This is a genomic window from Streptomyces sp. NPDC001056, from assembly GCF_053598955.1.
Genome location: NZ_JBSFLI010000017.1, coordinates 141,905 through 159,534, shown reverse-complemented (window position 1 = coordinate 159,534; position 17,630 = coordinate 141,905). Strand labels below are relative to the sequence as shown.

General features: G+C 71.3%; 14 protein-coding genes. 12 read left to right on the top strand and 2 right to left on the bottom strand.

Going from position 1 to position 17,630, the window contains the following annotated elements:
• Positions 1–142 precede the first annotated feature (142 nt).
• From ACWDD7_RS21280 to ACWDD7_RS21265, 4 genes are all read left to right on the top strand, one after another.
• The gene (locus ACWDD7_RS21280) at positions 143–2,323 is read left to right on the top strand and encodes an ATP-binding cassette domain-containing protein (protein WP_450458486.1); all 2,181 of its coding nucleotides are present in this window, start codon (positions 143–145) and stop codon (positions 2,321–2,323) included.
• Between the two features lie 166 nt (positions 2,324–2,489).
• A complete protein-coding gene (locus ACWDD7_RS21275) occupies positions 2,490–3,377 on the top strand; it encodes a FadR/GntR family transcriptional regulator (protein WP_351877049.1) in 888 nt (295 codons plus the stop codon).
• A gap of 415 nt (positions 3,378–3,792) precedes the next feature.
• Positions 3,793–5,328 carry an RNA polymerase sigma factor gene (locus tag ACWDD7_RS21270; RefSeq protein ID WP_351877048.1) on the top strand — a complete coding sequence of 512 codons (1,536 nt, stop codon included), beginning with the start codon at positions 3,793–3,795 and terminating at the stop codon, positions 5,326–5,328.
• A 142-nt stretch (positions 5,329–5,470) separates the two neighbouring features.
• Positions 5,471–6,367, top strand: a complete 897-nt coding sequence (locus ACWDD7_RS21265; protein WP_450458485.1) for a serine protease — start codon at positions 5,471–5,473, stop codon at positions 6,365–6,367.
• A gap of 107 nt (positions 6,368–6,474) precedes the next feature.
• Here the strand turns inward: ACWDD7_RS21265 and ACWDD7_RS21260 are convergent, their stop codons facing one another.
• The gene (locus tag ACWDD7_RS21260) at positions 6,475–6,705 is read right to left on the bottom strand and encodes a DUF7455 domain-containing protein (RefSeq protein ID WP_351864899.1); all 231 of its coding nucleotides are present in this window, start codon (positions 6,703–6,705) and stop codon (positions 6,475–6,477) included.
• 440 nt (positions 6,706–7,145) lie between these two features.
• On the opposite strand from ACWDD7_RS21260, the gene ACWDD7_RS21255 reads away from it, so the two are divergent.
• From ACWDD7_RS21255 to ACWDD7_RS21230, 6 genes are all read left to right on the top strand, one after another.
• Positions 7,146–9,269, top strand: coding sequence for a DNA gyrase/topoisomerase IV subunit B (locus ACWDD7_RS21255; RefSeq protein ID WP_450458482.1), 2,124 nt, complete (start codon positions 7,146–7,148; stop codon positions 9,267–9,269).
• Between the two features lie 1,204 nt (positions 9,270–10,473).
• Positions 10,474–11,025 (top strand): DUF1453 domain-containing protein, encoded by a 552-nt coding sequence (locus ACWDD7_RS21250; RefSeq protein ID WP_450458481.1) that lies wholly within the window; start codon positions 10,474–10,476, stop codon positions 11,023–11,025.
• The gene (locus ACWDD7_RS21245) at positions 11,022–12,173 is read left to right on the top strand and encodes a sensor histidine kinase (protein WP_450458480.1); all 1,152 of its coding nucleotides are present in this window, start codon (positions 11,022–11,024) and stop codon (positions 12,171–12,173) included. The genes ACWDD7_RS21250 and ACWDD7_RS21245 overlap by 4 nt, the downstream gene beginning before the upstream one ends.
• Complete coding sequence (locus ACWDD7_RS21240; RefSeq protein ID WP_392211508.1) at positions 12,170–12,859, top strand: response regulator transcription factor; 690 nt, start codon at positions 12,170–12,172, stop codon at positions 12,857–12,859. Before ACWDD7_RS21245 ends, ACWDD7_RS21240 begins: the two co-directional genes overlap by 4 nt.
• 70 nt (positions 12,860–12,929) lie before the next feature.
• On the top strand, positions 12,930–13,499 hold the full coding sequence (locus ACWDD7_RS21235) for a DUF485 domain-containing protein (protein WP_450458479.1): 570 nt from the start codon (positions 12,930–12,932) through the stop codon (positions 13,497–13,499).
• Complete coding sequence (locus ACWDD7_RS21230; protein ID WP_450458478.1) at positions 13,496–15,088, top strand: solute symporter family protein; 1,593 nt, start codon at positions 13,496–13,498, stop codon at positions 15,086–15,088. The genes ACWDD7_RS21235 and ACWDD7_RS21230 overlap by 4 nt, the downstream gene beginning before the upstream one ends.
• A 12-nt stretch (positions 15,089–15,100) precedes the next feature.
• Here ACWDD7_RS21230 and ACWDD7_RS21225 read toward each other — a convergent pair whose 3' ends face one another.
• Positions 15,101–15,793 (bottom strand): response regulator, encoded by a 693-nt coding sequence (locus ACWDD7_RS21225; RefSeq protein WP_450458477.1) that lies wholly within the window; start codon positions 15,791–15,793, stop codon positions 15,101–15,103.
• Between the two features lie 159 nt (positions 15,794–15,952).
• On the opposite strand from ACWDD7_RS21225, the gene ACWDD7_RS21220 reads away from it, so the two are divergent.
• Both ACWDD7_RS21220 and ACWDD7_RS21215 read left to right on the top strand, forming a co-directional pair.
• On the top strand, positions 15,953–16,768 hold the full coding sequence (locus tag ACWDD7_RS21220; protein WP_450458476.1) for an ABC transporter ATP-binding protein: 816 nt from the start codon (positions 15,953–15,955) through the stop codon (positions 16,766–16,768).
• Positions 16,758–17,621, top strand: a complete 864-nt coding sequence (locus ACWDD7_RS21215) for an ABC transporter permease (protein ID WP_450458475.1) — start codon at positions 16,758–16,760, stop codon at positions 17,619–17,621. The genes ACWDD7_RS21220 and ACWDD7_RS21215 overlap by 11 nt, the downstream gene beginning before the upstream one ends.
• Positions 17,622–17,630 lie beyond the last annotated feature (9 nt).

Below are 17,630 nucleotides of genomic sequence, written 5' to 3'. Positions count from 1 at the left end.
GGCGCGGAGCCCGGCCGCGGCCGGGGTGGCCGGGCCGCTGTTGCGTCGAACGGTGGACAGGGACCTGCGCGGGGGCGTGGCACTCGTCGCCAAAACCTCCCATACATCAAAAAACAGGACATCGCACGCTATCTTGCTGCAGGTGATCCAAGCCTTCGGACTGACCAGTACCTCCCGCAAGGCGCGGCCGCCTGCCGTCGACGACGTCTCCTTCGAAGCGCGTGCCGGACAGATCACCGTGCTCCTGGGCACCGTCGGCGCGGGCAAGACCACGGCGCTGAGGCTGATGCTCGCCCTGCAACCGGGTCGCGGCATCGCCTACTTCAGGGGGCGGCCCCTGTACCGGATCGCCCATCCGGCGCGCGAGGTCGGCGTGCTCCTCGGCGACGTGCCGGGGCACCCGGCCCGCTCGGTCCGCGGTCATCTGCGCATGCTGTGCGCGGCCTCGGGCGTCCCGGCGCGCCGTGCCGACGAGGTCCTCGAAGCGGTCGGCCTCGTCAGCTTCCGCGAGGAACGGCTCGGCACGCTCTCGCGCGGCATGGACCGCAGGCTCGGCCTGGCGTGCGCCCTGCTGCCCGACCCGCACACGCTCGTCCTGGACGATCCGGCCGGCGATCTCTCCCCCGGTGAGGCGCAGTGGCTGTACGGCATGCTGCGCGCCCACGCCGACCAGGGCGGCACCGTGCTGACGACCACGGCCGACCCGAGGGAGGCCGCGCGCGTCGCGGACCGGGTGGTCACCCTCGACGCCGGCCGGCTCGTCGCCGACCAGGAGGCGGGGGAGTTCGCGCGCACCCGGCTGCGCCCGCGCGTGGCCGTGCGCAGCCCGCACGCCGGGCGCCTCGCCGCCGCACTCGCCAAGGAGGCCCGCACCGGCCGCCGTTCCGTGGAGGTCGTACGCGAGGGCGGCAACCACCTCTCCGTGTACGGCACCACGACCGCGGTCATCGGCGACACGGCCTTCCGCCATGGCATCCTCGTCCACCAACTCGCCGACGAACTGGGCGACATGGGACCCGGAACGAGTGCGGTCGGCGCGCCGCCCGAGCGCGTGCCGACCGCACCGGGCCAGGCGTCGGGCCGTGCGACCTCGGAGCGCGAAAGGACCGTCTTCGGCTTCTCCGCGCCCGACTCGCCCACCACCACGCGCGCCGAGCGCCCTGCCCCAGCCCCCACCCCGCAGAAGTCACCGCTGCCGTCGTCTCTGCCCGGCGACCCGGACAACCGGATCGCCTCGGTCTCGTCGACCGGATCCGCCGAGACCCCGCTCCGAGCCGGAAGCGGCGTGGCGTTCGGTGCGGGAACCGCGCCTCCCCGCCGCCCCGGAAAGCCGGAAACCGCCTCCACGCGCGCCACGCCCACGCCCACGGCCCCCACGACCACCGCTCCCGCCCGCGCCGCCGCCGCACGCATCTCCGCCCTGCGCACCCTCCTCCCCGGAGCCCGGAAGCCGGCCATCCGCCGGCCGGGGGCGGCGGACCCCGACGGCCGGACCGGCGGCACCCGCGCCTTCGACGCACTCTCCCCCCTCCCGCCCCCCATCTCCGTCCGCTCCGCCCCCACCCCCCTCCGCCCCCTGCGCTACGAGATCCGGCGGGCCGCGGGCGTCGGCACCGGGTTCCTGATCTGCGGCGCCGCGCTCGTGCTGTCCGTCCTCACCGCCGTGGCGCTGGCCGGGATCGGCCACACCCCGCAGGCGCGGCTGTTCGCGGCGTGGCCGCGGGAGCTGCCGCTGCCGCCCACGGCACTGGCGGCGGGGCTGCTCGGGGCGCTGGCCTTCGGGGACGAGTTCCGTCACCCCGCCCTCGCGGCCGACCGCGGCACCGTGCCCCGCCGGCTGGGGCTGCTGGCCGCGAAACTCGTCGTCTCCGGAGTCACCGCGGTACTGCTCGCCCTCCTCACCACGGGCTGCGACGCCGAGGCCCTCTACCTCGTCTACGGACGGGACCTCACGCAGGTCCCCGACGACTGGCTTCCGATGGCCGCGAGTTGGTTCGGACTCGTCGTCGGGTGTGCCTGGGCCGGGGTGCTCGCGGCCGGTGTCTTCCGGTCCACCTCGGGAGGACTCGCCGCCGTCCTCGCCGTACCCGTGGCCGTCGTGCCCCTCATGCACTCGGCGTTCCGGGGTCCGGCCGTGCGGACGGCGGCCGATCTGCCGGTGCGGATGCGGGAGGTGTTCCTGCTCCAGTGGCCGTTCGGCGGGGACCGGTACCTGCTCGCGGTGGTGCGCGTACTCGTCCAACCCGTGGGTGGCGCAATGGCGTTGTCCCTGGCGGCACTGCTGTGCGCGTATCTGTTCACGACCTTGCGCAGCAGGGCGTGATGACCGCGGCTCTTACGGTTCTGATGCCGCTTGTGCCCACAACTCCCCGTGGGCAGCCCGTTTCTTTCCGATAAGGCGTCAATTGCGACGGGGTGAGCGATCACCCTTTCGTGTGCTTTTCACCAAAGACCTCAAGGGAGTTGGAGCCGACGCCGACAAAGGACTCGTGAGTACCCTTGCGCACACCATGATGACCGCCGCCCGTTCCACCGACTCCGGTCTGGTCGGTCCGGGCGAACTCGACCGCTACTCCTATGGCGACGCCCCGGTGGGCGACCGCGTCGGAGCGCCCGCCTGGGACGGAGGGGAATCCGAGCTGGGCCGGGTCGGCCGGCGCGCCGCGGGCAGCCGCGGACGCGGGCTGCACGGGCAACTCGTCCAGCAGCTCGGTCAGATGATCGTCTCGGGCGACCTGGGCGCGGACCGGCCGCTGGTGCCCGAGGAGATCGGCCAGCGCTTCGAGGTCTCCCGCACCGTCGTCCGCGAGTCCCTCCGCGTCCTGGAGGCCAAGGGCCTGGTGAGCGCCCGGCCCAACGTCGGCACGCGGGTGCGCCCGGTCAGCGACTGGAACCTCCTCGACCCGGACATCATCGAGTGGCGGGCCTTCGGCCCCCAGCGCGACGACCAGCGTCGCGAGCTCAGCGAGCTGCGCTGGACCATCGAGCCGCTCGCCGCCCGCCTCGCCGCCGGGCACGGCCGCGAGGAGGTGCAGCAGCGCCTGTCCGACATGGTCGAGATCATGGGCCACGCCATGGCGCAGGGCGACGCGCTCACCTACTCGCGCGCCGACACCGAGTTCCACGGGCTGCTCATCCAGATCGCGGGCAACCGCATGCTGGAGCACCTCTCCGGCATCGTCGGCGCCGCCCTCCAGGTCTCCGGCGGCCCGGTCACGGCCTGCGACCGGCCGAACGACGCCTCCCTCGCCCAGCACGCCCGGATCGTCGACGCCCTCGGCACCGGCGACGGCGGCGCGGCGGAGACCGCCATGCGCCAGCTGCTCACCGCCCAGCCCGAGGTGGAGCGGGTGGTTCCCGCCCCGCGCGAGCACTGACCGCCCCGCGGGCGGTGCGGTCGTCGGTGTGCGGCGTCCCCGCGGTTCCCACGGTGTGCCGGGCCGGGTGCCGGTCGTCGTCCCCGTCACCGCCGGAGCCCACCGGACCCCGCCGGATCCCCAGGAGTCCGGTGGGGTCCGGCGGTGCGGCGAACGATCTCTTTCGTTCACATCTGCCCGTCTTTGTTCGCTTACGGGGTGTGACTCGGGCCACGCAGAATGGGCGTAACACTCAGGGGAACAGCGCGATGACCTAAGAGGTGACAGCCGCGGAGGGAATACGGACGCCATGCATGGCGCTGTGCATCTTCCCGGCCCGCGCCCGCGCCGTCGGCCCATCCCCAGGCCGGTGGTCGGTTGCCGTCCGCAATGGACGGTGCCGGAAGTCGTTTTCCAACGTTCCGAGAGGTTGTTCGTGTCGGCCAGCACATCCCGTACGCTCCCGCCGGAGATCGCCGAGTCCGTCTCTGTCATGGCGCTCATTGAGCGGGGAAAGGCTGAGGGGCAGATCGCCGGCGACGATGTGCGTCGGGCCTTCGAAGCTGACCAGATTCCGGCCACTCAGTGGAAGAACGTACTGCGCAGCCTCAACCAGATCCTTGAGGAAGAGGGTGTGACGCTGATGGTCAGTGCAGCAGAGCCCAAGCGCACCCGAAAGAGCGTCGCAGCGAAGAGCCCGGCCAAGCGCACCGCCACCAAGACGGTCGCGGCGAAGACGGTGACCACCAGGAAGGCCACCGCCACCACGGCCGCCCCCGCGGCGTCCGCCGTCCCGGCCGATCCCGCCGAGGAGGCCTCGCCGGCCAAGAAGGCCGCGGCCAAGAAGACGACCGCCAAGAAGGCGGTTGCCAAGAAGACCACGGCCAAGAAGACCGCGGCCAAGAAGACCACGGGCAAGAAGGACGACGCCGAGATCCTTGAGGACGAGGTCCTTGAGGACACCAAGGTCGGCGACGAGCCCGAGGGTGCCGAGAGCGCCGGTTTCGTCCTCTCCGACGAGGACGAGGACGACGCGCCCGCGCAGCAGGTCGCCGCGGCCGGCGCCACCGCCGACCCGGTCAAGGACTACCTGAAGCAGATCGGCAAGGTCCCCCTGCTCAACGCCGAGCAGGAGGTCGAGCTCGCCAAGCGCATCGAGGCCGGCCTGTTCGCCGAGGACAAGCTCGCGAACGCCGACAAGCTCGCCCCGAAGCTCAAGCGCGAGCTGGAGATCATCGCCGAGGACGGTCGTCGCGCCAAGAACCACCTGCTGGAGGCCAACCTCCGTCTGGTGGTCTCCCTGGCCAAGCGCTACACCGGCCGCGGCATGCTCTTCCTGGACCTCATCCAGGAGGGCAACCTCGGTCTGATCCGTGCCGTCGAGAAGTTCGACTACACCAAGGGCTACAAGTTCTCCACGTACGCCACCTGGTGGATCCGTCAGGCGATCACCCGCGCCATGGCCGACCAGGCCCGCACCATCCGTATCCCGGTGCACATGGTCGAGGTCATCAACAAGCTCGCCCGCGTGCAGCGCCAGATGCTCCAGGACCTGGGCCGCGAGCCCACCCCGGAGGAGCTGGCCAAGGAGCTCGACATGACCCCGGAGAAGGTCATCGAGGTCCAGAAGTACGGTCGCGAGCCCATCTCCCTGCACACCCCCCTGGGTGAGGACGGCGACAGCGAGTTCGGTGACCTCATCGAGGACTCCGAGGCCGTCGTCCCCGCCGACGCCGTCAGCTTCACGCTCCTCCAGGAGCAGCTGCACTCTGTCCTCGACACCCTCTCCGAGCGCGAGGCCGGCGTCGTCTCCATGCGCTTCGGCCTCACCGACGGCCAGCCGAAGACCCTGGACGAGATCGGCAAGGTCTACGGCGTGACGCGTGAGCGCATCCGCCAGATCGAGTCCAAGACCATGTCGAAGCTGCGCCACCCGTCGCGCTCCCAGGTGCTGCGCGACTACCTCGACTAGTCCGCCGCTCCGGTCGGCGAGTCCGGTCGTACGACGCCGAAGGCCCGGCTCCCCCTCGTGGGAGCCGGGCCTTCGTGCTGCGAGCCGTGACCATGTGGATCACTCTGGGTTTCCCAGTTCCCACCCTGAGTGAGGAGTCAGCATGCGTCGTTCCGCTGTCCGTGCGTTGATCCGGCCGCTCGCCCTGGCGGCCACCGTGACCGCCATACCCCTGGTGAGCGCGTCCCTGGCGTCGCCCGCGGCGGCTCGGAGCGTGGTCGTGGGGGGCTTTCCCATCGACGTCTCGCAGGCCCCGTGGACGGTGGCGCTCTCCAGCCGTGACCGGTTCGGAGGCACCCGGGCGGGCCAGTTCTGCGGCGGGGTGGCGATCGCCCGTACCACGGTGCTCACGGCCGCCCACTGCATGAACGACGACGTCCTCGGAGCGCCGCCCGACCGCGCGCGCGACCTCAAGGTCATCGCGGGCCGCACGGACCTGCTGTCCGACGAGGGCCAGGAGATCGCCGTACGGGACGTACAGGTCAACCCGGGCTTCGACAGCGCGACGAACTCCGGCGACTTCGCCGTCGTCACGCTCGCCGAGCCCTTGGCGCAGGGCGCGGTCATCGGCATGGCGGGGCCGGGCGACCCGGCCTACACACCGGGCACCAAGGCCCTGGTCTCCGGCTGGGGCGACCTGACCGGCGGCGGCGCCTACGCGCACCGGCTCCATGCCGCCGAGGTGCATGTGCTCGCCGACGAGCGCTGCACCCGTGCCTATCCGGGTGGCCCGGACGGCGTGTTCCGGGCCGGGAGCATGCTCTGCGCGGGAGAGACCGCCGGAGGTCCGGACGCGTGCCAGGGGGACAGCGGCGGGCCGCTGGTGGCCGGCGGGCGGCTGATCGGACTCGTGTCCTGGGGCAGCGGATGCGGGCGGGCGGGGAGCCCCGGTGTCTACACCCGTGTCTCCGAGGTCGTACGCGCCCTCGGGGCGGGTGGCGACGGCCGGGACGGGCAAACCCTCGGGAAAGCCCGCGAGAGGCCCCGCAGGAGCTCCTGAGGGCCTTGTGGGGCGTTCGCGGATATACGAGCGCGGGCGGCCGCTCCGGGGCGGCCGCCCGTCCACCGGACTGTGCCGGGGCTGGCTCGTCGTCGTATGTGCGAGATTCAGCGCTCTTCGTCGGAGTCGTTGCTCGGGGCGGAGGTCAGCCGCTCCGTCTCGTCCTGTATCTCAGCGGCGATCTTCTTGAGTTCCGGCTCGAACTTGCGACCGTGGTGGGCGCAGAAGAGCAGCTCTCCGCCGCTGAGCAGGACGACGCGCAGGTATGCCTGGGCGCCGCAGCGGTCGCAGCGATCAGCGGCCGTCAGCGGGCTCGCGGGGGTCAGAACAGTAGTCACGTCGCCTCTTCTCTAGCTCGACGAGCTGTCGTACCAGGGTCAACATCCAACCAGCCCGAAAACGTTCCCGCTCGTGGCTTTTCCTCGAAAAAATCTTTCCGGGGCGGCTGTCTGCTGCCGGTTGGCGGCGAATGTGCCGTAGTGCGTGTCAAGTCTGCTTACGGGTTCGCGCTGTCTAGTATCTCGATCCTCCCGGCCGGGTTGCCGGTTGTTCATGAGGACGTGCCCGGAGCCTAAATGGTTCATGCCTCCAAGGGAACGTGATATGTACTTCACCCCATCGAGGGATCGAACGTGTTTGCGACCCTGGACTAGGCTGAGTAGCCGACGAGGGTGGCGTTACACCGGCTCTACCAGGCATCGGTACCCTCTGACGGGCGACCGAAGCCACCCCCTTACCCAGGAGGGGGCAACCTGAAATTCAGCGAGGAGCGAACCGCGTGACCGCCGATACGTCCGTGCCGTCCACAGCGCTGCTGGCAGGAGCAGACCGGGACGGTTCCAACTACACCGCGCGGCACCTGCTCGTCCTTGAGGGCCTCGAAGCCGTGCGCAAGCGCCCCGGCATGTACATCGGCTCGACCGACAGCCGCGGTCTCATGCACTGCCTGTGGGAGATCATCGACAACTCGGTGGACGAGGCCCTCGGCGGCTACTGCGACCACATCGAGGTGATCCTCCACGACGACGCGTCCGTAGAGGTGCGCGACAACGGCCGTGGCATCCCCGTGGACGTGGAGCCCAAGACCGGCCTGTCCGGCGTGGAGGTCGTCATGACCAAGCTCCACGCGGGCGGCAAGTTCGGCGGCGGCTCGTACGCCGCCTCCGGCGGCCTGCACGGCGTCGGCGCCTCCGTGGTCAACGCCCTCTCCGCCCGTCTCGACGTCGAGGTGGACCGGAGCGGCTCCACCCACGCCATCAGCTTCCGGCGTGGCCAGCCGGGCGCCTTCGCGGGCGCCGGCGCGGACGCGAAGTTCGAGGCCAAGAGCGGTCTGCGCAAGTCCAAGAAGATCCCCAAGACCCGCACCGGCACACGTGTGCGCTACTGGGCGGACCGGCAGATCTTCCTGAAGGACGCCAAGCTCTCCCTGGACACGCTGCACCAGCGCGCCCGGCAGACCGCCTTCCTGGTGCCCGGTCTGACCATCGTCGTACGTGACGAGTACGGCCTCGGCGAGGGCGGCAGCAAGGGCGAGGAGTCCTTCCGCTTCGACGGCGGCATCAGCGAGTTCTGCGAGTACCTGGCGAACGACAAGCCGGTGTGCGACGTGCTCCGCTTCTCCGGCAGGGGCACCTTCAAGGAGACCGTTCCCGTCCTGGACGAGCACGGCCAGATGACCCCGACCGAGGTCGCCCGCGAACTGGGCGTCGACGTCGCGCTGCGCTGGGGCACGGGCTACGACACGACCCTGCGGTCCTTCGTCAACATCATCGCCACCCCCAAGGGCGGCACCCATGTCTCCGGCTTCGAGCAGGCCCTCACCCAGACGATGAACGACGTGCTGCGCGCCAAGAAGCTGCTGCGCGTGGCCGAGGACAACATCGTCAAGGACGACGCCCTGGAGGGTCTGACCGCCGTCGTCACCGTGCGCCTGGCCGAGCCGCAGTTCGAGGGACAGACCAAGGAGGTCCTCGGCACCTCGGCGGCCCGCCGCATCGTGAACCAGGTGGTCACCAAGGAGCTGAAGGCGTTCCTGACCGCCACCAAGCGGGACGCGGCCGCCCAGGCGCGGGTCGTCATGGAGAAGGTGGTCGCGGCGGCCCGGACGCGTGTCGCGGCCCGCCAGCACAAGGACGCGCAACGGCGCAAGACCGCCCTGGAGTCCTCGTCCCTGCCGGCCAAGCTCGCCGACTGCCGCAGCGACGACGTCGACCGCAGCGAGCTGTTCATCGTCGAGGGCGACTCCGCGCTCGGTACGGCCAAGCTGGCGCGGAACTCCGAGTTCCAGGCCCTGCTGCCGATCCGCGGCAAGATCCTCAACGTGCAGCGCTCGTCCGTGACGGACATGCTCAAGAACGCCGAGTGCGGCGCGATCATCCAGGTCATAGGAGCCGGCTCGGGCCGCACCTTCGACATCGACCAGGCCCGCTACGGCAAGATCATCATGATGACCGACGCCGATGTGGACGGCTCCCACATCCGCTGCCTGCTGCTCACGCTGTTCCAGCGCTACATGCGGCCCATGGTCGAGGCGGGGCGTGTCTTCGCCGCGGTGCCGCCGCTGCACCGCATCGAGGTCGTCCAGCCGAAGAAGGGGCAGGACAAGTACGTCTACACGTACTCCGACCGCGAGCTGCGCGACAAGCTCATGGAGTTCCAGACCAAGGGCATCCGCTACAAGGACTCCATCCAGCGCTACAAGGGCCTCGGCGAGATGGATGCCGACCAGCTGGCCGAGACCACCATGGACCCCCGCCACCGCACCCTGCGCCGCATCAACCTCTCCGACCTCGAAGCCGCCGAACAGGTATTCGACCTCTTGATGGGCAACGACGTCGCCCCTCGCAAGGAGTTCATCTCCGGCTCGGCGGCGACACTGGACCGTTCCCGCATCGACGCCTGACGCTGCCTGGGGTGGGGCGGGTTCGAGGGCCCGGCCGAAGCGCGCCGCTGTGGCGGGGTGCGCTGGGCCGGCTCCGGAGAGGGCCGGGGCGGCTGCGGTGCTTCGGGCCGGGTAGGTGCGGACCGGTGCGGCGCAGTCGCTTCCGGGCCGGTGGAGAGACGGGGCTCGGGTGGAGGCGGGGTGGCCTGGACCTGAGTTCTCGTTCGCTTCGGCGGCCCTGGCGCGGGTCGGTTGGCCAGGAGCCGTGCCAGGAGGGGGCTCGGACGGGTCCGCGGCGCGGTCATCGGATCCGGGCCCGTACCGAGCCGGGGCCGGACGCGCCTGGTGCGACTCGGTGTCGGAGCCATGGACCGAGCCCGGCCGAGCCCGGTCGGCGGCAGGGCGAGGTCTGTCGGCCGCGATCCGGCTCGGTATCCGGCTCGATAGGGCAGGCGAGGTGTTCGAACGGCCTCGTGCGGCCTGGCTGATCTTCCCCGCCTCGGCCTCTCCTGGCTGCCCGCACGTCGGCTGTTGCCGCCCCGGGCTCGCCCGCCCCCACAGGCTTGTCCATCGGCTCCGCCCCACGGTTCGCGTTGGGCCATGCCGCGGGACGGGGCCGGGGGTCCGCGACCTGGGCGGGCTGCCTCTGCCTCAGCACAGGCGGCCCGCCCTGGGCCGGCCGTGCCCGCCACGCGTCGGAGTCCGGCGGCAGCCGCAGGCTGGGTCTCGGCGCCGACGCGACCTTTCGTCGGCTCATCCTCCAGGGAGTGGCGGGGCGGTCCGGCGGGGCCGCGCGGCAGCTCACCCGGCCCGTTCACCTTGTCGCAGCCGGCCCACGCCGCCGCCCCCGGCCGGTCACCCGTGTCAGTCCCTCCGACCCGTCCCTCAAACCCAAGCCCCCCGCCCACCAGCCCGTTCCAGCCGCCGCGCCGGGCCGAGCCCGACAAGTCAGGCACCGGGGCCGGGCCCCGGAACCCACTCCGTGCGAGATCGATCGAATACGTGCCGGCCCCTCCGGCGAGGGCCGGCCTCCTCCGGCGAGGGACGACCCCTCCGGCGGGGGCCGACCCCGATCCATCTCCACCCATGGGTGGAGGTCGGTCAGCCAAGATCTCCACCTGTGATCCACCCCGGCTCCGATCTCCCGGCCTGGGATTTTCCGTAACTTCGGAGCGTCGGGCAGCGCTCGCTCCCGGCACCCGACTTCTCGCTCACGGAGGATCTGATGGTGGGGCTCGCCAACGCGCTGGTGATCGTGGCCGTCGTCGCGCTCGTGCTGGTACGGCAGTTCCGCGCCCGCCCGATCGACACGGACCGCCGTTGGTGGCTGCTGCCCCTGATCCTCGGCGTCATAGCGCTGCGCGAGCCCGGCGTCCTCGACGCACACCACCGTGTCGGGTCCGCCGCACTGCTCGCCGTGGAGCTCCTCATCGGCCTGGCCATGGGCGCGGGCTGGGCCTGGACCACCCGCGTCTGGACGGAGCCGGACGGCGCCGTGTGGAGCAAGGGCACCAGGGCGAGCGCCGCCGTCTGGATCGCCGGCATCGTCCTGCGCGTCGGCGTCTTCGCCGTCGGAGCCGCGCTCGGCCTGCACCAGCACAGCTCCGCCCTGCTCCTCGGCTTCGCCGCCTCCCTGCTGGTCCGCGCGGGAATCCTCACCTGGCGCGCGAGCACTCTCGCCGTCCGTACACCCCCGACCACCCAGCCCCTCGGCCCCACGAGCCGCCTCGCAGCGGCGTACGGTGACGGCAGGCCCGCGGGAGAGGAGCGCGTGTGACCGAGAACGCCTGGACGCGGTGGCCCTCGAAAGAAGCGCTCGGCCGCGCCGGAACCACCCGCCCCCGCCGCCTGCTCGCCTGGGCCGTCAGGGCCCTGGTGATCGCCCTGCTGCTGTGGGGCGCGTACAACCGGAAGCACGTCGGTGTCTGGACCGGAATCGCCGCGCTCGCGGGCGTCTTCGCCGCCGGTTTCCTCGCCTGGGCCTTCTTCCGCGCCACCTATTGGCACCGGCTGCTGCCCTCCATGCTCCTGCTGGCCGCGCTCATGGGCATCGCGGTGGCCGCCGAGGCAACGGGGTTCAGGGCACTCGCCCTCGTCCTCTGGTGCGGCTGCGGGATCACCGCCCTGGAGCGGCTCCCGCTCGCGGCCGCGACCCCGGTGACCTCGGCGGGACTCGCCGCGTACTCCGCCTTCAACAACGACGTCTGGCTCACCACCGCCGCCTCGGTGGCGGGCATGGCCCTTGCCGGCTACATCCTGCGGCTGGACGCGGAAGCCCGCGGCAACGCGCAGCGGCTCCTCGACCAGGAGCGGGCCGCGAGAGCCGCCGAGGCCGAGTCCGCGGCCCTCGCCGAGCGGGCCAGAATCGCCCGCGAGATCCACGACGTCCTCGCCCACAGCCTCTCCGCGCAACTCGTGCACCTGGAGGCGGCCCGGCTGCTGATCGAGCGGGGCGCCGACCGGGAGCGGATCCTGGAGCGGGTGGTGGCCGCCCGGGGCATGGCCCGCGACGGTCTCGCCGAGACCAGACAGGCGCTGTCCGCGCTGCGCGGCGAACTGACACCGCTGGAGGACTTCCTCGGTGAACTCGTCAGCGGGGCCGAGGGCGCGGCGGTCACCGTCACGGGTGAGCCCAGACCGCTGCCGGCCGAGGCATCCCAGGCCGTGCGCCGGGTCGCCCAGGAGGCACTGACGAACGTCCGCAAGCACGCCCAGGGCGCCAAGGTGGCCCTTCGCCTCGACTACAGCGACCACCAAGTGACGCTGCACGTACGGGACTCGGGCGGACGGCCCGGCGACCTCACGGCCTCCGGCGGCGGGTACGGTCTGCTCGGTATGCGCGAGCGCGCCGAACTGCTGGGCGGCTCGCTGGACGCGGGGCCGGACGAGGAGGGGTTCGTGGTGACGCTGAAGGTGCCGGCATGACCGAGGCGGAAGGGGAGAAGAAGCCGGCGCGGGTGGTGGTCGCCGACGACCAGACCGTCGTCCGGGAGGGCATCGTGATGCTGCTCGGACTGCTGCCCGGCATCGAGGTCATCGGCGCCGCGGGAGACGGCGAGGAGGCGGTGCGCCTGGTCGGGGAACTCGCCCCGGATGTCGTTCTGATGGACCTCAGGATGCCCCGCTGCGACGGCGTGGAGGCCACCCGGCGGATTCGGGAGCAGTACCCCGGGACCCAGGTGGTGGTGCTCACCACGTACGCCGACGACGAGTCGCTGTTCCCCGCGCTGCGGGCCGGCGCCCGCGGGTACCTGACCAAGGACGCGGGCGGCGAGGAGATCGTGCGGGCCGTGGAGAGCGTGCTGTCGGGGGAGGCGGGGCTGTCGCCGAGCGTGCAGCGCCGGCTGCTGGAGCGCCTCTCGCAGGCCGAACCCCAGCCGGTCGCGGCCCCGCCCGCCGCGCCGGACGGGCTGACGACGCGCGAGACCGAGGTCCTGGTGCTGATCGCCGAGGGACTCAGCAACCAGGAGATCGCGCGCAGACTGCATGTCTCGACCGCGACCGTGAAGACGCACATCAACAACCTGTTCGCCAAGACGGGTCTCAAGGACCGGGCGCAGGCGGTGCGTTACGCCTACGGCAAGGGCCTGGTGCGGCCGCCCGCGGGGTGAGGTCACCTGATGGGGTGAAGAGCGCGGAGAAGAAGAGTCACGGAACTTCCCGGTCTGTCCATCCTTGGGCATGCAGTCAAGCAACGATCGTGCCCGCGGAGCAGGGGACGGTCCCGAGCGTTCGGCCGAGAACCGGAGGGACCACGGCGCACCGACCCGCGATGCGCGGCACGAGGACCCCTGGTACGACCCGCAGGCCCTGGGCTGGAGCGAGTCGGACGGCACCGGGACGATGCCCGCGCCGGCCGTACCCCCCGCGCCCTCCGTGCCCTCCGCGCGCGGGGAGCGGGACGCCTCGGCGACACGGGCCCGCGACGTGTACATCGAGGTGCAGCGCAGCGCGGCCTTCCGGGAAGTGCGCGGCAGATACCGGCGGTTCGTGGTGCCGGGAGTCACGGTCTTTCTGGGCTGGTACGTGGCGTACGTGGTCGCGGCGACCACGGCGCCGAGGCTGATGGCGCGGCCCGTGGTGGGCGCGGTGAACGTGGGCATGCTCGCGGGGCTCGGGCAGTTCCTCACCACGTTCCTGCTCACCTGGGCCTACGCCCGGCACGCGCGGCTGCGACGGGACCGGACGGCGTTGGAACTGCGCTGGAACACCCAGGAGTTGGCCCGGGAGGCCCGGGGAGGGGCCCGGTGACCGGCGATCATCAGACGCCGGCGCTGCTGCTGTTCAGCGGTTTCGTGGCGGTCACCCTCGGGATCACGACGTGGGTGAGCCGGAGGCGGCACGGTTCGGCGGAGGAGTTCTACACGGGCGGGCGGCTGTTCTCCCCTATGGAGAATGGTTTTGCCATCGCGGGTGACTACATCTCGGCGGCCTCCTTCCTGGGCGTCACGGGGCTGATCGCGCTGTACGGCTACGACGGGCTGCTGTACGTGGTGGGCTTCCTCGTCGCGTGGCTGGTGGTGCTGTTCCTGGTGGCCGAACTGGTGCGCAACTGCGGACGGTTCACGCTGGCCGACGTGGTGGCCGCGCGGATGAGCGAGCGACCGGTGCGGATCGCGGCGGGCACGTCCTCGGTCGTGGTGTCCGTGCTGTACCTGGTGGCGCAGATGGTCGGCGCGGGCAGCCTGGTGGCGCTGCTGCTGGGGCGGACGAGCGGGGCGACCCAGGCCTGGACGGTCATCGGGGTCGGCGCGCTCATGGTGATCTACGTGTCCCTGGGCGGGATGCGGGCGACCACCTGGATCCAGATCGTCAAGGCGGTGCTGCTGCTCGGCGGGACGGTCGCGCTGACCGTGCTCCTCCTGCTGCGCTTCCACGGCGACCTCGACCAACTACTGGTCACGGCCGCGCGGCGCAGCGGTCATGGGGACGCCTTCCTCGCACCCGGCCTGAAGTACGGCGGGAGCTGGACCGCCCGCTTCGACTTCGTCAGCCTGGGCCTCGCGCTGGTGCTGGGTACGGCGGGGCTGCCGCACATCCTGTCCCGCTTCTACACGGTGCCGACCGCTCGCGCCGCCCGGCGTTCCGCGGTGTGGTCCATCGGCCTGATCGGCGGCTTCTATCTGCTGACGATCGTCCTCGGGTTCGGAGCGGCGGCGGTCGTGGGGCCGGGGGACCTGCGCGGCTCGAACGCGGCCGGGAACACGGCGGTGCCCCTGCTCGCCCTCGATCTGGGCGGCGGCGCGGGTTCCACCGGCGGAACGGTTCTGTTCGCGGTGGTCGCCGCCGTCGCCTTCGCCACGATCCTCGCGGTGGTCGCCGGCGTCACCCTCGCCTCCTCCGCCTCCGTGGCCCACGATCTGTACGCGTCGCTGCGGGGCTCGCGCGGCGGGGCGCGCGGCGAGGTGGCCGTCGCGCGGTTCGCCGCCGTCGGGATCGGTGTCGTGGCGATCGCGCTCGGGCTGCTGGCCCGGGACCTCAATGTCGCCTACCTGGTCGGACTCGCCTTCGCCGTCGCCGCGTCGGCGAATCTGCCGGTACTGATGTACTCGCTGTTCTGGCGCGGATTCACCACACGCGGCGCGGTATGGGCCGTGTACGGCGGGCTGGTCCCGGCGCTCGGGCTCGTGCTGCTGTCGCCGATGGTGTCCGGCTGCCCGGGTTCGCTGTTCCCGGGCGTCGACTTCCAGTACTTCCCGTTGCAGAACCCGGGCATCGTCTCCATCCCGCTCGGCTTCCTCGCCGGCTGGCTGGGCACGGTCACCTCGGACGAGATCCCTGACGAGGCCAAGTACGCGGAGACGGAGGTGCGTTCCCTCACCGGGGCCGGGGCCGTCTAACGGGGCCGAGCCTCACGGCGCCACCCACGCGTACCGGTGCTCCGGGCGGCCCGTGTCGCCGTACTTCAGGGAGAGTCGCAGGCGGCCGGCCTGTTCGAGGTGGCGGAGGTAGCGCTGGGCCGTGGAGCGGCTCAGGCCGGTGCGGGCGGCGACCTCATGGGCCGACAGCGGATGGTCGGCGTCGTACAGGACGTCGCATATCAGGTCCGTCGTGGGGGCGGTGTGGCCGCTCGGCAGGCCGGGCGCGGAGGGGGCGGGCGTCGTCCGCAACGCCCCGAAGATCCGGTCCACCTGCTCCTGGCCGGTCACGCCCCGGCCGCCCACCCGGTCGACCGTGCGGCGCAGCGCGGCATAGGAGTCCAGCCGGGTACGCAGCGCGGCGAAGGTGAATGGTTTCACCAGATAGTGCAGGGCGCCCAGCCGCATCGCCTGCTGGACGGTGGAGACATCGCCGGCCGCCGTGATCATGATGACGTCCGTGCCATGGCCCTGCTCCCGCATGCGCTGGAGTAGTTCCAGACCGGTACGGTCCGGTAGATAGTGGTCGAGCAGCACCAGGTCGATAGCGCCGCGTTCCACGGCGGCCAGCGCCTGGGCGGCACTGTGCGCGCGGGCGGCCACCCGGAATCCGGGAACCTTTCCCACGTACTTGGCGTTTATCTCGGCGACGCGGAAGTCGTCATCGACCACCAGGACGTCAATCATCAGGCCTCTCCTTCAAGGCCGGCGGGCGGCGGGCCCGCCTTTGCGGCTCCGCAGTTGTAGCGTGAGCAAAAAGAGCACAACAGGTTCTTGCGAGCAAAAGAACGGCTTGTGCACACAAGACTGCTGCTGGGCCGGGGGGCGGACCTACCGTCCCGGGCCATGAGCGCACACACCGGCCCCGCCATCGAGCTGCGGGGCGCGAGCAAGACCTTCAGAACCCCGTCCGGGGGACTGCACACGGCCGTGCGCGGTCTGGATCTCACCGTCGAACGCGGTGAGTTCGTGGCGGTCGTCGGACCGACCGGCTGCGGTAAGTCCACCACGCTGACCCTGGTCAGCGGCCTGGAGGAGCCCACCGAGGGCGAGGTGCTGGTGGCCGGGGAGCCGGTCGGCGGCGTCGGCGACAAGGTCGGCTTCGTCTTCCAGCAGGACGCCACCTTCCCCTGGCGCACCGTCCTGTCGAACGTCATGGCGGGCCCCCGCTTCCGCGGCGTCCCCAAGGCCGAGGCCCGGCGGAAGGCCCGCGAGTGGCTGGCCCGGGTCGGGCTCGCCGCCTTCGAGGACCGCTACCCGCACCAGCTCTCCGGCGGGCAGCGCAAGCGCGTCGCCCTCGCCGCCACCTTCGTCAACGATCCCGAGATCCTGCTGATGGACGAGCCGTTCTCGGCGCTCGACGTGCAGACCCGGGCGCTGATGTCGGACGAACTGCTGGAGCTGTGGGAGGGCACCGGCGCCTCGGTCGTCTTCGTCACCCACGACCTGGAGGAGTCCATCGCGCTGGCCGACAAGGTCGTCGTGATGACCGCGGGCCCCGCGACCGTGAAGCAGGTCTTCGAGATCGACCTGCCCCGGCCGCGCAAGGTCGAGTCGGTGCGTCTTCAGCCGCACTTCATCGAGATCTACCGGGAGATCTGGGAGTCCCTCGGCGAAGAGGTCCGCATCACCCGCGAGAGGGGTGCCGCACGTGTCGCCTGAGATTCTCGACGTCCCGGTCGCCGGCACTGCCAAGACCTCCGGCCGCGCCCAGAGCCGCGCCCAGGCCGCCCGCCGCCGAAAGCTCCTCGTCACCACCGCGCGGGTGGTGCTCCTGGTCGCCGTCCTCGGCCTGTGGGAGGCGCTGTCCCGGGCGAAGGTCATCGATCCGTTCAACTTCTCGATGCCCTCCAAGATCTGGGACCAGATCTCCACCTGGGTCATGCACGGCACCGCGCTCGGCTCACTGGGCGAACAGGTCTGGTACACGCTCTACGAGGCATTGCTCGGCTGGGTCGTCGGCGTGGTCGCCGGTGTCCTCCTCGGTATCGCGCTCGGGCGGATCAACCTGCTCGCCGAGGTGCTTGGTCCATACATCAAGGTGCTCAACTCGATTCCCAGGATCGTCCTGGCACCCATCTTCCTGATCTGGTTCGGCCTCGGCCCGTCCTCCAAGGTCGCCTCCGCCGTGGTGCTGGTCTTCTTCCCGGTGTTCTTCAACGCCTTCCAGGGCGCTCGCGAGGTGGACCGCAACCTGGTGTCCAACGCCCGCATCCTGGGCGCGAGCGACCGCAGGGTGACCCTCCAGGTGGTCATCCCGTCGGCCACCTCCTGGATCTTCACCAGCCTCCACGTCAGCTTCGGCTTCGCGCTGATCGGCGCCATCGTCGGCGAGTACATCGGCGCGACCAAGGGCATCGGCCTGCTCGTCGCGCAGTCGCAGAACACCTTCAACGCCGCCGGTGTGTACGCCGCGATGGTCATCCTCGCCGTCGTCGCCCTCGCCGCCGAGGGACTGCTGACCTTCGCCGAACGCCGCATCTTCCGCTGGAAGCCCAGCGGTTCCGACAGCTGACCCACCGCT